The sequence below is a fragment of the Salipiger bermudensis genome (genome assembly GCF_017309175.1).
Taxonomy (GTDB): Bacteria; Pseudomonadota; Alphaproteobacteria; order Rhodobacterales; family Rhodobacteraceae; genus Salipiger; species Salipiger bermudensis.
The window spans coordinates 144,549-157,808 of sequence record NZ_JAEKJV010000006.1 but is presented as its reverse complement, the minus strand read 5'-3'; the positions used below and the strand labels follow the sequence as shown (position 1 = coordinate 157,808).

Sequence of the window (13,260 nt, the reverse complement as noted above, 5' to 3'; positions counted from 1 at the left end):
AAGCGCGAAGGGCTGTGCCGCGTCAGTCGCGCGGCGCGGCGGCGCGGCTGAGGCGGTCGTTGATCGCGATGCCAAGGCCCACATGGGGCACGGGCATGACCGCGATCGTCTCGGCGCCGTCAGCATCGAGTCGGTGCAGGTATTCGAAGAGATTCGCCGCCGCCTCGACCAGATCGCCCGAGGGCGACAGGTTCAGATCGCAATCGCCCTCCGTCTGGCCGAAGCCGAGCCGGGCCTCGCCCTCCTGCCACTCGGCGGCATTGAGCCGCACCCGCGCGCGCGGCGCGTAATGCGAGCTGAGCTGGCCGGGGGCCGAGATCTGTTCGCGGTCCTTGCGCTCCATCACCGGCCGGCCCAGCACCTGAGACAGCGCGTCGATGCCGATGCGGCCGGGGCGCAGCAGGGTCGGCTTGCCGGCAAGGCCGAGGATGGTCGATTCGAGGCCCACGTCGCAGCGCCCGCCGTCGAGCACGCCCTCGATGCGGCCGTCGAGCGTGTCGAGCACGTGCTCGGCGCGGGTCGGGCTGATGCGGCCCGAGCGATTGGCAGACGGCGCCGCCACTGGGCCGCCGAACTCGGCCAGCAGTGCGCGCGCCACCGGGTTGGCGGGCATCCGCACCGCGAGCGAGTCGAGCCCGGCGGTGACCAGCTTCGACACCTTCGCGCTCTCGCGCAGCGGCAGCACCATGGTGAGCGGGCCGGGCCAGAACGCCGCGGCGGCCGCTTCGGCCAGGTCGGACCAGACCACAAGCGCCTTCACCGCGTCGAGATCGGCGAGGTGCACGATCAGCGGGTTGAATGAAGGCCGGCCCTTGGCCTCGTAGATCCGCGCCACCGCGCGGTCGTTGCAGGCATCGCCGCCGAGGCCGTAGACCGTCTCGGTCGGGAAGGCGAGCAGGCCGCCGCTGCGGAGGATCCCGGCCCCGCGGGCAAGCCCCTCGGGATCGGCCTGAAGGCGCTGGGTTGCGATCTCGCTCATGGACTTATGACGCCGCGTTTTGGTTGGACAGGGGCGCGGGGGCCAGTAGGCTCCCGGGCAAGAATTTGACGCTCTGACTATCGGAGCGCCGTGCCATTGCCAACCGGGATTGGACCCTGACCATGCCATATCGCGCCCCCGTCTCCGAATTCAGCTTCCTCCTCGACAAGGTCATCGGCTTCAAGGCCGTGCAGGAAACCGAGCGCTTCGCCGAGGCGAGCCCCGACATGGTGAGCGCGGTGCTGACCGAGGCAGGCCGGATGTGCGACGAGGTCATGGCGCCGCTGCAGCGCAACGGCGATCTGCACCCGGCGGTGCTCGAGAACGGCGTGGTGCGCAGTTCCAAGGGCTACGACGAGGGCTACAAGGCGATCGCGGAGGGCGGCTGGGTGGCGATCACCGCGGATCCCGAGCATGGCGGCATGGGTCTGCCGCTCACCGTGGCCACGGCGGTCAACGAGATGATGTCGGGCGCCTGCCTGTCGCTGCAGCTCAATCCGCTGCTGACCCAGGGCCAGATCGAGGCGCTGGAGCACCACGCCTCCGACGAGATGAAAGCGCTCTACCTGCCCAAGCTGATCTCGGGCGAGTGGTCCGGCACGATGAACCTGACCGAGCCGCAGGCGGGCTCGGATGTGGGCGCGCTGTCGTCGAAGGCCGAGCCCAACGGCGACGGCACCTACGCCATCACCGGCCAGAAGATCTATATCTCGTGGGGCGACTCGGACCTCGTGGAGAATGTCTGCCACCTCGTGCTGGCGCGTCTGCCCGACGCGGCACCGGGGACCAAGGGCATCAGCCTGTTCATGGTGCCGAAGTTCCTGCCCGACGAGGCCGGCAACCCGGGCGTGGCCAACACGCTCAAGGTGGTCAGCCTCGAGCACAAGATGGGCCTGCATGGCAGCCCGACCTGCGTGATGTCCTATGAGGGCGCCACGGGCTGGATCGTCGGCGAGCCCGGCGGTGGCATGAAGGCGATGTTCACCATGATGAACAATGCCCGGCTTGGCGTCGGCGGGCAGGGCGTGGGGGCTGCGGAAGGTGCCTACCAGCACGCGCTGGCCTTCGCCAACGAGCGCAAGCAGGGCAAGAACCCGCATGACACCATCATCGGCCATGCCGATGTGCGACGGATGCTGGCCACGATGAAGGCCGAGATCCTCGCCGCGCGCGCCATCGCGCTCGATTGCGCGGTGTCGATCGACATGGGGCGCGCCACCGGCGCGCCCGAGTGGACGGCGCGCGCCGCCTTCCTGACCCCGATCGCCAAGGCCTTCGGCACCGATATCGGTTGCGAGGTCTCGGAGATGGGCGTGCAGGTGCATGGCGGCATGGGCTATGTCGAGGAAAGCGGCGCGGCGCAGTTCTATCGCGACGTGCGCGTGACGGCGATCTACGAGGGCACCAACGGCATTCAGGCGATGGACATGGTCGGCCGCAAGCTGATGGATGGCGGCGAGGCAGCGACCCGTCTGCTCGACGAGATCGAGGCCGAGGCCGAGGCCGCCAAGGGCACCATGCCCGAGCTGGCCGGGGCGGTCTGGGAGGCCGCCGAGACCCTGCGGGAGACCACCGAGTGGCTGGTGGCGCAGGCGATGCCGGCGCGGTTCGGCACCGCGGTGCCCTATCTCCGGGCCTTTGCTCGGGTGCTGGGCGGGCATTACCACCTGCGCGCGGCGATGGCCGATCCGGATGGCAGTCACGGCAAGCTGGCGCGGTTCTACATCACCCGCCTCCTGCCCGAGCACGCGGGCCTGCTGGCGCATGTGCGCTCCGACGACTCGGACCTGATGGACATTTCGCCCGACGATCTCGCGGCCTGAGCCAATGACCACCGGCATCCGCTACCCGTTCGAGGCGCCGCCCGAGCATGGCGCTGCCATCGAGGTGGCGGAGGGCGTGCTGTGGATGCGGCTGCCTTTGCCGATGGCGCTCGATCACGTCAATGTCTATGCGCTCGACGACGGCGACGGCTGGACGGTGATCGACACCGGGTTCTCCGCCCCCCGCAGCCGCGCGCTCTGGGAGGCGCTGCTGTCGGGGCCGCTCAAGGGCAAGCCGGTGCGGCGGGTGCTCGTGACCCATCACCATCCGGACCATGTAGGTCTGGCGGGCTGGTTCCAGGAGCGCGGGGCGGAGTTGCTCACCACCCGCACCGCATGGCTCTTCGCGCGGATGCTGACGCTCGACGAGGAGGACCGTCCTTCGCCTGCGCAGCTCGATTACTGGCGGCGCTGTGGCATGGCCGCGGACATGCTTGAAAAACGCGCCGACGAGCGTCCGTTCAACTTCTGCGACTGCGTGTGGCCGATGCCGCTGGGCTTCACCCGAATCCAGCAGGACGACCGGCTCGAGATCGGTGGCCGGACATGGGACGTGCATATCGGCGACGGCCACGCGCCCGAGCACGCGACGCTCTGGTCGCGCGATGACAACCTCGTGCTGGCCGGGGATCAGATCCTGTCGACCATCAGCTCGAATCTCGGCGTCTACGCCACCGAGCCCGAGGCAGACCCGGTGGCGGAGTGGCTCGAATCCTGCGAACGGCTGTCGGAGCTGGCGCGCCCGGAGCATCTCGTGCTGGGGGGCCACAAGCTGCCCTTTACCGGCCTTCCGTTCCGCATGGCGCAGCTGATCGAGAACCACCACTCGGCGCTCGACCGTCTGCACGGCTACCTCGCAGAGCCCAAGGCGGCGGGCGAGTGCTTTCCGGTGCTGTTCAAGCGCCGCATCGGTGAGCCCGAATACGGGCTCGCGCTGGTCGAGGCGATGGCGCATTGCCTGCATCTCTGGCACGAGGGCCGCGCCACCCGCGAGATCCGAGGGCATGGCGCGTGGATCTGGCAGGCGGTCTGATCCTGCCTCGATGTCGAAAGATACCTGCAAGCTGCGGCTTTTGGGCAGGTGACAGGGGCCGGGAAATCCGCTAGTCAAAACAGCGACAACAGGAATGCCACAGGGACGGATCTGGAGATGGCTGAGCACAAGCTGGGAACCATGGACATCACCGAACAGGAAAAGACTTTCCACGGGTTCATCAAGTTCACCATTCGCACACTTTACGTGATCTTCGCGATCCTGGTCATCCTGATGATCTTCGGCGCCTGAGGCGCCTACGTTCCCCACCACCTCAGGAGCACGCTCGGATGACGTTCAGAGCCGCCACTCTCGCCGGTCTGGCGGCGCTGTCGCTTGCCGGCTGCACGACGCCGAGCGCGCACACGCCCAACGCCACAGAGGCCGAGATCGCCGAGGCCGCCTATCGACATGACGGGCCGCCGGCGATCACGCTCTACACCATGATCAACAACCGCAGCGATGCCGGCGCGCATTCGAGCATGATGATCAACGCCCCCTCGCAGCGGGTGATCTTTGATCCTGCGGGCTCGGTGCGGGCAAGCTGGCTGGTCGAGGCCGATGACGTGATCTACGGCATCACGCCGAAGATTGCCGAGGTCTACGAAGGCGCCCATGCGCGCGAGACCTACCGCGTCCGGGTGCAGCGAATCGAAGTGCCGCCCGAGGTGGCCGAGCAGGCGCTGCGCCTGGTGCAGGGCTATGGCGCGGTTTCGCAATCGCAATGCACCGTCGCCACCTCAGGCGTGCTCAAGCAGCTGCCGGGATTCGAGCAGGTCAGCAGCACCTGGTTCCCGAACAAGCTCGCCGATCAGTTGGCGGGGATGCCGGGGCTCGAGGATCGCGTCGTGCGCGACACCGATGCCGATGACAAGCGGCTGGCCATCGCGGCCTATGGCGAGGAACTCGGCGCGTCCGGCCGGACGCAGGCGAACCGGGCTCAGGCGAACCAGTAAAGTCCGCCCACCAGCGTCAGCCCGCCCATCACCATCGCAAGCAAGGGGTTCTTGAAGTAGAACCCAACCCCCAACGCCACGACGGCCGCCGTCAGCCGCACCGGCTCGGGCTGGCCGTCATTGGCGGCGGGAAAGACGATCAGCGGCATGATCAGCGCCGGCAGCACCGACACCGCGGTGTAGCGCAGATGGCGCATCAGCCAGGCCGGAATCGGGCGGTCTCCGACCAGCCCGAGGAAGGCGAAGCGCAGGCCGAAGCTGCCCAGCCCCAGCCCGATGATGACGATCCAAAGCTCGGTACGGTCGATCATGCGGCCTCTCTACGGCGTTCGATCTCGGCACCGGCCATCATGCCGAGCAGCGCCGCGACCAGCAGGCCGAGATTGTAGGGAAGGAAGGCGAAGATCAGCGCCGAGACCGAGGCCACCAGCGCCGCCGCGCCATGCGCGCCGGTGCGCAGGGCGGGGCCGATCAGCGCGAGGAACGCGATCGGCATGGCAAAGTCGAGCCCGTTCTCGATCGAGATCTGCGCGCCCACCACAGCACCCACAACGGTGAAGCCGTACCAGAGCGGGCAGAGCGGTGTGATCGTCCCGAGGAAATAGGCGAATCGTTCGCCATTCGTCATCTCGGGGTCGCGCTCGTATTTCACGATCCCCAGCGCGTAGGCCTGATCCACCAGAAGGTAGGCCACCACGCCGCGCTTCCACAGCGGCAGGTGGCCGAGATGCGGTGTCAGCGAGGCCGAGTACATCGCCATGCGCAGGTTGACCGCCAGTGCCGAGGCCAGCACCACCAGCGTCGGGGCCTGGTCCTGCATCAACTGCAGCGCGGTGAATTGCGCCGCCCCGGCGATCACCGCGACCGAGAAGGCCAGAGCCTCGAGCACATTGAGCCCAGCGCTCTTGGAGAGCACGCCGAACACCGTGGCGAAGGGCACGATGACGAGGACGAACGGCGCCCCGTCGCGCAGACCTGTGAGATAGCTTGACCGAAGGTCGCCCGTGTCCATCGCGGGTCTCCGTTTTGGGGGAACACTCCTGACCTAACGAAGCGCGGGATGAGATGCAATCGCGCTGCCCCGGTGGTTGCGCAGACTCGATTGTGCACAAACGCAGGGCACTGGCGGGCAAGCAGGGCCGTGCACAGGGCCGCGAAAGGGATTTCGGCCAGTCGGGCAATGCCGACCGGGAGGGGAGGGCGCCTCAGTCGAAGGTGCCTGCGACCCGGCCAAGCAGCATGAAGGCGCGCGAGGAGCGGGTGTTGGCCAGTTCGGTGATCTCGGCGTCACTGGCCTCGGGGGTGAACCGCGCCACGCCCTTGTCGAACAGCCGCAGGAAGTGATGCGCCGCGTCGCGGAAGATCGGATCCTGCTTCATTCGTGCCGTGGTCAGAGTCAGCGACGACCGGTCGCGCACGCCTCCGATGGACGCAATCGCGCGGCCGCGGGTGCCCTCCGCAAAGGCGCGCCAGAGCTCGGGGCGGGCAAGGTCCGGGCGCAGGTCATCCATGTAGATGCCGTCCTGGCTCAGGAGCGTCAGCACGTCCTGCGCCGCCTGGATCAGCTGGGCGGCCTGACGATCCTTTAGGGCGCGGCGCAGGGCGGCGAAGCCCTCCTCGTCCTCGGCGGTCTCGGGGAAATTCAGCGCACGGATGAAGTCGGCATTGGCCACCGGCGGCTGCAGCGCCTCGGCGGGCGTGCCGAGCGACAGCCGGGGCTGGTCGTCCGCGGCCGCCGGTTCGGGTTGCGGCGCCGGTGCCAGAGTCGGCTGGCCGGACGCTCCCTGCGAAACGGCAAAGCGCGCCAGCGCGGTCTCGGTCTTGCGTTGCGCTGCGGCGATCTCGTCGAGCTTCTTGGTGATCGAGCCCGCACCAGCCTCTTTCCGCCCGGCCTGCGCCTGCGAGATATAGGCGTTGCGGATCGCGTCGATGGCCGATTGCAGCCGTGCGCTTTCCTCGCGCATGACCCGGCTGGCCCGGGCCGCGGTGGCCGCGACCCAGATCATCGCCACCGGCATGAACATCACCATCATCGACAGGATGAAGCGCAGACCATCCGCGCCCTCGCCGCCGAAATAGAGGAAGAACACGCCCGACAACACCAGCCATCCGAGGCTGAGTGCAATCGCCGCGATCTCGATTCCGGTGATGCCGGGCGCGCGCGGCCGGTCGTAGATCCCCAACGGGGTTGCGCGGCTGTCTTTGCTGTCGGCCATCTGGCGCGGACCTTACTTGTAGTCGATGCTGAGGATCTCGTAGCTCTTCTCGCCACCGGGCGTGCGCACTTCGACGCTGTCGCCTTCCTCCTTGCCGATCAGGGCGCGGGCAATCGGCGATTTGATGTTGAGCAGGCCCTTGTCGATATTGGCCTCGTGCTCGCCGACGATCTGCCAGGTCTTCTCCTCGTCGGTGTCCTCGTCGACGACCTTGACGGTGGCGCCGAACTTGACCGCGCCGCTGAGCTTGGTCGGGTCGATGACCTCGGCGAGGCTCATCACCGCCTCGATCTCCTTGATCCGGCCTTCGATGAAGCCCTGCTTTTCGCGGGCCGAGTGATATTCGGCATTCTCTTTCAGATCGCCGAGCTCGCGCGCTTCCGCGATCGCCTGGATCACGGCGGGCCGCTCTTTGCTCTTGAGCGTCTTCAATTCGGTTTCGAGCGCGGTAAAGCCCGCGCGGGTGATCAGTATCTTTTCCAAGGAGGGGGCTCCTGAACGTACGGTTCGTGCATTCCAGTCTGAGTATGGCACATAACGTGCCTGACGCCCCCCAAGTCAAGTGGTGAGGCGGCTCACCGGCGGCGGTTTGCGCCGCAACCGGGCGGATCGGTGCCGTCAAGAGGGGCAGGACAACTGCGACAAACGCCTTGTAGCCCGGCGGCAATAGCCTCTGCCAATAGTCGCGACGCCGTGTTTTTATTGACCTTTGCTGCACTGCCGCGCTACCTCGTTGCGCAAGAAAATTTCAAATACAGCCAGCGGAGGGGTCGGCATGGCCGAGATCGAGCGCGAGTCTATGGAATACGATGTGGTGATCGTGGGGGCGGGGCCGGCAGGCCTGTCCGCGGCGATCCGCCTGAAGCAGCTGGATGCCGATCTCGAGGTCGTTGTGCTCGAGAAAGGCTCGGAGGTGGGCGCCCATATCCTGTCCGGCGCGGTGCTCGATCCCTGTGGTCTCGACGCGCTGATCCCGGACTGGAAGGACAAGGGCGCGCCGGTCAACGTGCCGGTGATCGAGGACAAGTTCTACGTGCTCGGCGAGGCCGGCAAGGTGGGCATTCCGCACTGGCCGATGCCGCCGTTCATGTCGAACCACGGCAACTACATCGTTTCCATGGGCAATGTCTGCCGCTGGATGGCAGAGCAGGCCGAGGCGCTGGGCGTCGAGATCTTCCCGGGCATGTCGTGCTCGGAACTGGTCTATGGCGACAATGGCGAGGTGAAGGGCGTGATCGCCGGCGAGTTCGGCAAGAACCCAGACGGCACCGCCGGCCCGGGCTACGAGCCGGGGATGGAACTGCACGGCAAGTACGTGTTCCTCTCCGAGGGCGTGCGCGGCTCGCTCTCCAAGGAGGTGATCGCCAAGTACAACCTCTCCGACGGCAAGGAGCCGCAGAAATTCGGCCTCGGGATGAAGGAGATCTGGGAGATCGACCCCGCCAAGCACAAGGAAGGCCGGGTCGAGCACACCATGGGCTGGCCGCTGGGCGGCAATGCCGGCGGCGGTGCCTTCATCTACCACATCGAGAACAACCAGGTGTATGTCGGCTTCGTGGTGCACCTGAACTACAAGAACCCGCACCTCTTCCCCTACATGGAATTCCAGCGCTTCAAGCATCACCCGCACGTGGCGGCGCTGCTCGAGGGCGGCAAGCGCGTGGCCTACGGCGCGCGGGCGATCTCGGAGGGCGGCTACCAGTCGATGCCGAAGATGGTTGCGCCCGGCGTGGCGCTGCTGGGCTGCTCTGTGGGCATGGTCAACGTGCCGCGCATCAAGGGCAACCACAACGCCATGCTCTCGGGCAAGGCGGCGGCCGAGGCGGCCTATGAGGCGCTGCAGGCGGGCCGCGCGTCCGACGAGCTGAGCGCCTACGAGACCGAGGTGCGCGATGGTGCCATCGGCAAGGATCTGTGGAAGGTGCGCAACGTCAAGCCGATGTGGTCGAAATGGGGGATGGTCTCGTCGCTTGCGATGGGCGGTCTTGACATGTGGACCAACCAGTTCGGCTTCTCTGTGTTCGGCACCATGGGCCACGGCAAGACCGATGCGGCCTCGACCGAACCGGCGAGCCATCACAAGCCGATCGACTATCCCAAGCCCGACGGCAAGCTGAGCTTCGACCGCCTGACCAACGTGTCGTTCTCGTTCACCAACCACGAGGAAAGCCAGCCCTGCCACCTGCGTCTGAAGGACGAGGATGTGCCGGTGGCGGTGGATTACACGAGCTATGCCGGCCCGTCGCAGCGCTACTGCCCGGCCGGGGTCTACGAGTTCGTCGAGGACGAGGGCAAGCCGCGCTTCGTGATCAACTTCCAGAACTGCGTGCACTGCAAGACCTGCGACATCAAGGATCCGGCCCAGAACATCAACTGGACGGTCCCGCAGGGCGGCGACGGCCCGAACTATCCCAACATGTGACGGCGCTTTTCCCGCGTTGCGCATGGCAGAGCCCCGGACATTGTCCGGGGCTTTGTCTTATCGGGGTTTTGCCCCTTGCAACGGGGTTGGGAGTTCCGCTAAAGGGGTCGGCGGAGAGGTGGCCGAGTGGTCGAAGGCGCACGCCTGGAAAGTGTGTAGGCGGGAAACCGTCTCGAGGGTTCGAATCCCTTCCTCTCCGCCACAACCCCAGATCTTCGTACAGTCTCCCTAACGGTGGAACGTGCAGGCGTACTCGACGCAGAGTGCTCGCAGTCCCAACGCTTCGGGCCAAGCCTTCCCCGTTCTCAATCTTCAAACCAAGCGCGCTCGAGCGGCAGGGGGAGTTTCCTGCTCTGAGGTGGCGTGATGGTCTCAACCTCGGGTCGCCAGTGTGGGGCCTGCGGTCCTGCACAGGGGGCGATCTGGCCTTGCTGACAGCGCCGAGATGTCGGGCTTCGGAGCCCGCGAAGTCGCGTTGCGTGCGGTGACGGAGCGGCCTTCGGGCGACTGCTTGATCTTCCCGGATAAACCCGCGCCACCGCTGTCCGCTTTCTGGGAGCGTGACGCAGAGGCCTGGTGGTCGCTTTGGGGAGTTGACTTCGTACCGATTCCGCGAAGGCCTGTTCGGGTCACGGTGTCGAGGCCATGTCTCTTGGTCGAGCGTCCCAGCAGTCGGGCCAGGAGGGGGCGCCAGCCGCAGAGCGGCGGACCTCTGGGGCGCGGCTGGGTCCCATAAAACAAGAAAACCCCGGAGAGTCATGAGCCATGACAATCCGGGGTTTTCCATGGTGCCCAGGAGAGGACTCGAACCTCCACGGCCGTTAAGCCACTGGTACCTGAAACCAGCGCGTCTACCAATTCCGCCACCTGGGCACAGGTGGTGTGAGGAGGGCGTTTAAGGGTCATGCCAGTCGCCGTCAAGCAGGTTTTTTCGGTTTGTTTTCCATCGCGCTGTCGCGCACCTTGCCGGGCCTTGCCCGGGTCGGTATTCAGGGCTGGAAACCCTGGCAGCAGGAGCATGGCCAATGAGCAAACTCGTCACCATTTACGGCGGATCCGGGTTCGTGGGGCGCTACATCGCGCGGCGCATGGCCAAGCTCGGCTGGCGGGTCCGCGTGGCGGTACGCCGGCCCAACGAGGCGATCTTCGTAAAGCCCTACGGCGTGGTCGGTCAGGTCGAGCCGGTGCTGTGCAACATCCGCAACGACGAGTCGGTGCGCATGGTCATGCAGGGCGCGGACGCGGTGGTGAACTGCGTCGGCACTTTCGATGCCCGCGGCAAGAACAACTTTGACGCCATCCAGGCCGAGGGCGCGGAGCGCGTCGCGCGCATCGCGGCCGAGCAGGGCGTCGCCCGGATGGTGCAGATCTCGGCCATCGGCGCCGATGCCGAGAGCAACAGCGATTATGCCCGCACCAAGGGCGAGGGCGAAGCGGCGGTGCTGAGCCACATGCCGGACGCGGTGATCCTGCGCCCGTCGGTGATCTTCGGCGCCGAGGACCAGTTCTTCAACCGCTTCGCCGGCATGTCCCGCATGGGGCCGGTGCTGCCGCTGGTCGGGGCCGACACGAACTTCCAGCCGGTCTATGTCGACGATGTGGCGCAGGCCGCGGTCATGGGCGCGACCGGCGAGGCCGCTCCGGGCGTCTACGAGCTTGGCGGGCCGGATCGCGAGAGCTTCCGCGACCTGATCGGCGAGATGCTCAGCGTGATCCGCCGCCGCCGCTTCATCGTGAACATTCCCTTCGGCATCGCCTCGGGAATGGGCTGGGCATTCGAATGGATCCAGCGCCTGACCGGCGGGCTGTTTCCGGCACAGATCACCCGCGACCAGGTGAAGTCGCTGCGTCACGACAATGTCGTCTCGGAAGGCGCGAAGGGCTTTGCCGAGTTGGGAATCACGCCGACCTCGCTCGAGGCGGTTCTGCCCGACTATCTCTGGCGCTTCCGCCCCTCGGGCCAGTACGACGCGATCAAGGAATCGGCACGGGGCTTGCGCTCCGAGTGAGATCTCGGGCGCGGCGCCGAGCGGCCGCGACCGGGAGGATGTGCCGAACGCTGCGGCAGCGCTTCCCGGTTCTCACGCGCACCCGGCCCGACCGGCCACAGCACGTCGCGGAGCTTGCGCGCGCCGGCATCCGGCGCGCCGCCCCCTTTCAGTGCGGTTTCTTGAGCCGGCAGAGCAGCACGCCGTTGCAGCAACCCGGAGGCGGTGTGCTGGAGGGGCCGGTCTGGCTCCCCAACCAGTGCTCGCAGGCCTCGACCAGTGCGCAGCCGCGGCAGCAGGTCACCATCTCGGCATATTGATCCGGCTCCAGCCGGCCGCTCCGTATCGCCTCTGACAGGTTGAGGCCCATCACACGGGCCACGCTGCGGGTCATCCAGAAATGACGGGCGGGATCTCCCAGCGTCTGTGGCATCGCTCTACTCTTTCATTCCGTCCTGCAACGCCGCGAAGTGGTGCCGGTTCACGCAGCCTTCTGGGGTCTCCCGCAGTTCGGTCTCCGGGTGTGACAGCCAGCGTTTGCAGCCTTCGGCCCACTTGCAGGCGCGGCAGCGATGCACCATCGCGGCCCAGTCGTCCTGACTCAGCGTGCCGTCTTCGGCGGCGCCCACCAGGTCGGTTCCGTTGGCCCGCGCCATGCGCTGCACGAGCCAGTAATGGTCCTTGGTCTCACCAAGCGGCTGGTTGGGCCGGGTGTCGAACATCTTTCCGTCCTTCGTCATGAGCTCAGGTGTCGCGGAGCGCGTCGAACAGGGCCACGTTGCGGCAATAGCCGGGGGCCTCGGGCGCGGTCTCGGTCTGGGCAGAGAGCCAGGCGTCGCAGGCACAGGGCTGGGTGCAGCCGGTGCAGCTGAGCACCGCGTCGTCGATCTGCGAGGCGGTGACCTTGCCACGCATCATCTGTTCGTCGAGATCGATTCCGAGCGTGCCGGCCATGTGGTCGACAAGCCGGGCATGGCGTGTGTAGTCGGTGCGGCTAGGCATCGTCATATCTCCCGGAAGTTGCACAGTTGGACTGCAACAAGCCTAGCAGCGCAGGGCAGACCTGCCCTTGATGCATGTCAACGGCCGGGCGTTGGGATCAGTTGGTGGCGTAGGCCGCGGCGGTGCGCCTGACGATGGCGATGCGGGCGGCGTTGGGCGGGTGGCTGCCGAGGAACTTCTCGCCCGGGTCGGGGATCCGCATGAAGAATTCTGCCCCGAGAACGGGATCGTAGCCCGCGCGCATGGTCAGGATGGTGCCGAGTTGGTCCGCCTCGAGCTCATATTCCTTGGAAAAACTGCGCGCACCGACGCTGGCCCCGAATTCCTCGGCCGAGCGCACCGTCGCGGCGTCGGCGCCGGACATTTCGGCCAGACCCGAGAAGATGATCGCGCCGATGGCGGCATCCTCTTCGACTCGCGCCAGATGGCCGAGAATGTGGTGAGATGCCTCATGACCCATGACAAAGGCCAGCTCGTCGGCATTCTCGACCGAGGCGATGAGCGCGAGGTTGAAGGCGATGATCGGCCGGCCCTGCCGGTCGAGCGTCTGGAAGGCGTTGGCCTCCTGCCCGGGCCGGTCGTCAACCACGATCAGGTAATCGCAGTTCAGCCGCGGCGCGGACCGGCGGCATTCGGCCTCGGCGATCGGCTCGATCCGGCTGGCAACATCGACGAACTGTCGCGTGGCGCGCTCTGCCTCGGCGCGGGTCGCGGCTTGCTCCGGGCTCATGGTGACCGGGGCCACCTCGCAGGCGGCGAGCAGGAAGAGAAGGGCTGGAAGCAGGCGGCGAAGGATCAAGAGGGGGCTCCGATCGCAGAGGGGTTTCGATCACCATAGGTG

General features: G+C 66.8%; 15 protein-coding genes and 2 tRNA genes. 7 read left to right on the top strand and 10 right to left on the bottom strand.

The features are described from left to right. Positions 1-22: 22 nt before the first annotated feature. Positions 23-979 (bottom strand): L-threonylcarbamoyladenylate synthase, encoded by a 957-nt coding sequence (locus JF542_RS10180; protein WP_007795155.1) that lies wholly within the window; start codon positions 977-979, stop codon positions 23-25. Positions 980-1,101: 122 nt separating this feature from the next. Between JF542_RS10180 and JF542_RS10175 the strand changes: the two genes are divergently transcribed. The 4 genes from JF542_RS10175 (at position 1,102) to JF542_RS10160 (ending at position 4,791) form a co-directional block, all read left to right on the top strand. Continuing rightward, positions 1,102-2,802, top strand: coding sequence for an acyl-CoA dehydrogenase family protein (locus JF542_RS10175; RefSeq protein ID WP_007795152.1), 1,701 nt, complete (start codon positions 1,102-1,104; stop codon positions 2,800-2,802). 4 nt (positions 2,803-2,806) lie between these two features. Continuing rightward, positions 2,807-3,835, top strand: a complete 1,029-nt coding sequence (locus JF542_RS10170; RefSeq protein WP_207075754.1) for an MBL fold metallo-hydrolase — start codon at positions 2,807-2,809, stop codon at positions 3,833-3,835. 117 nt (positions 3,836-3,952) lie between these two features. Continuing rightward, a complete protein-coding gene (locus tag JF542_RS10165; protein WP_207075753.1) occupies positions 3,953-4,087 on the top strand; it encodes an aa3-type cytochrome c oxidase subunit IV in 135 nt (44 codons plus the stop codon). A gap of 38 nt (positions 4,088-4,125) precedes the next feature. After that, entirely contained in the window at positions 4,126-4,791 is a 666-nt protein-coding gene (locus JF542_RS10160) for a hypothetical protein (protein WP_207075752.1), read from the top strand. Here JF542_RS10160 and JF542_RS10155 read toward each other — a convergent pair. The 4 genes from JF542_RS10155 to greA all read right to left on the bottom strand — a co-directional run bounded on the left by JF542_RS10155 (position 4,776) and on the right by greA (position 7,490). Then, on the bottom strand, positions 4,776-5,102 hold the full coding sequence (locus tag JF542_RS10155; RefSeq protein WP_007795142.1) for an AzlD domain-containing protein: 327 nt from the start codon (positions 5,100-5,102) through the stop codon (positions 4,776-4,778). The genes JF542_RS10160 and JF542_RS10155 overlap by 16 nt on opposite strands. Continuing rightward, positions 5,099-5,803, bottom strand: coding sequence for an AzlC family ABC transporter permease (locus tag JF542_RS10150; protein WP_207075751.1), 705 nt, complete (start codon positions 5,801-5,803; stop codon positions 5,099-5,101). The genes JF542_RS10155 and JF542_RS10150 overlap by 4 nt, the downstream gene beginning before the upstream one ends. 193 nt (positions 5,804-5,996) lie before the next feature. Continuing rightward, entirely contained in the window at positions 5,997-7,007 is a 1,011-nt protein-coding gene (locus JF542_RS10145; RefSeq protein WP_207075750.1) for a hypothetical protein, read from the bottom strand. A gap of 12 nt (positions 7,008-7,019) precedes the next feature. Beyond that, the gene (gene greA, locus JF542_RS10140) at positions 7,020-7,490 is read right to left on the bottom strand and encodes a transcription elongation factor GreA (RefSeq protein ID WP_007795133.1); all 471 of its coding nucleotides are present in this window, start codon (positions 7,488-7,490) and stop codon (positions 7,020-7,022) included. 292 nt (positions 7,491-7,782) lie between these two features. On the opposite strand from greA, the gene JF542_RS10135 reads away from it, so the two are divergent. After that, positions 7,783-9,429, top strand: a complete 1,647-nt coding sequence (locus JF542_RS10135) for an electron transfer flavoprotein-ubiquinone oxidoreductase (RefSeq protein ID WP_207075749.1) — start codon at positions 7,783-7,785, stop codon at positions 9,427-9,429. A 112-nt stretch (positions 9,430-9,541) separates the two neighbouring features. Then, positions 9,542-9,631 (top strand) — tRNA-Ser (locus JF542_RS10130). Positions 9,632-10,215: 584 nt separating this feature from the next. Here JF542_RS10130 and JF542_RS10125 read toward each other — a convergent pair. Then, positions 10,216-10,302: transfer RNA gene (locus JF542_RS10125), tRNA-Leu, on the bottom strand. A gap of 152 nt (positions 10,303-10,454) precedes the next feature. On the opposite strand from JF542_RS10125, the gene JF542_RS10120 reads away from it, so the two are divergent. Next, complete coding sequence (locus JF542_RS10120; protein ID WP_207075748.1) at positions 10,455-11,438, top strand: complex I NDUFA9 subunit family protein; 984 nt, start codon at positions 10,455-10,457, stop codon at positions 11,436-11,438. A gap of 148 nt (positions 11,439-11,586) precedes the next feature. Here JF542_RS10120 and JF542_RS10115 read toward each other — a convergent pair whose 3' ends face one another. The 4 genes from JF542_RS10115 to JF542_RS10100 form a co-directional block, all read right to left on the bottom strand. Continuing rightward, positions 11,587-11,850: a DUF6455 family protein gene (locus JF542_RS10115; RefSeq protein ID WP_007795114.1), complete on the bottom strand. Its 264-nt coding sequence runs from the start codon at positions 11,848-11,850 to the stop codon at positions 11,587-11,589. A 4-nt stretch (positions 11,851-11,854) separates the two neighbouring features. After that, positions 11,855-12,139, bottom strand: a complete 285-nt coding sequence (locus tag JF542_RS10110; protein WP_207075747.1) for a DUF6455 family protein — start codon at positions 12,137-12,139, stop codon at positions 11,855-11,857. Positions 12,140-12,161: 22 nt separating this feature from the next. Beyond that, a complete protein-coding gene (locus JF542_RS10105; protein ID WP_040545181.1) occupies positions 12,162-12,419 on the bottom strand; it encodes a DUF6455 family protein in 258 nt (85 codons plus the stop codon). Between the two features lie 97 nt (positions 12,420-12,516). Continuing rightward, positions 12,517-13,218, bottom strand: a complete 702-nt coding sequence (locus tag JF542_RS10100; RefSeq protein ID WP_007795108.1) for a M48 family metallopeptidase — start codon at positions 13,216-13,218, stop codon at positions 12,517-12,519. Between the last annotated feature and the right edge of the window lie 42 nt (positions 13,219-13,260).

What these genes read in the sequence shown, in the direction of transcription:
- JF542_RS10120 (WP_207075748.1), top strand. Translation starts at nt 10,455, where the DNA reads ATGAGCAAACTCGTCACCATTTACGGCGGATCCGGGTTCGTGGGGCGC.
- JF542_RS10160 (WP_207075752.1), top strand. Translation starts at nt 4,126, where the DNA reads ATGACGTTCAGAGCCGCCACTCTCGCCGGTCTGGCGGCGCTGTCGCTT.
- JF542_RS10155 (WP_007795142.1), bottom strand. Translation starts at nt 5,102, where the DNA reads ATGATCGACCGTACCGAGCTTTGGATCGTCATCATCGGGCTGGGGCTG.
- JF542_RS10115 (WP_007795114.1), bottom strand. Translation starts at nt 11,850, where the DNA reads ATGCCACAGACGCTGGGAGATCCCGCCCGTCATTTCTGGATGACCCGC.
- JF542_RS10145 (WP_207075750.1), bottom strand. Translation starts at nt 7,007, where the DNA reads ATGGCCGACAGCAAAGACAGCCGCGCAACCCCGTTGGGGATCTACGAC.
- JF542_RS10110 (WP_207075747.1), bottom strand. Translation starts at nt 12,139, where the DNA reads ATGTTCGACACCCGGCCCAACCAGCCGCTTGGTGAGACCAAGGACCAT.
- JF542_RS10150 (WP_207075751.1), bottom strand. Translation starts at nt 5,803, where the DNA reads ATGGACACGGGCGACCTTCGGTCAAGCTATCTCACAGGTCTGCGCGAC.
- JF542_RS10180 (WP_007795155.1), bottom strand. Translation starts at nt 979, where the DNA reads ATGAGCGAGATCGCAACCCAGCGCCTTCAGGCCGATCCCGAGGGGCTT.
- JF542_RS10165 (WP_207075753.1), top strand. Translation starts at nt 3,953, where the DNA reads ATGGCTGAGCACAAGCTGGGAACCATGGACATCACCGAACAGGAAAAG.
- JF542_RS10105 (WP_040545181.1), bottom strand. Translation starts at nt 12,419, where the DNA reads ATGCCTAGCCGCACCGACTACACACGCCATGCCCGGCTTGTCGACCAC.
- JF542_RS10135 (WP_207075749.1), top strand. Translation starts at nt 7,783, where the DNA reads ATGGCCGAGATCGAGCGCGAGTCTATGGAATACGATGTGGTGATCGTG.
- JF542_RS10175 (WP_007795152.1), top strand. Translation starts at nt 1,102, where the DNA reads ATGCCATATCGCGCCCCCGTCTCCGAATTCAGCTTCCTCCTCGACAAG.
- JF542_RS10170 (WP_207075754.1), top strand. Translation starts at nt 2,807, where the DNA reads ATGACCACCGGCATCCGCTACCCGTTCGAGGCGCCGCCCGAGCATGGC.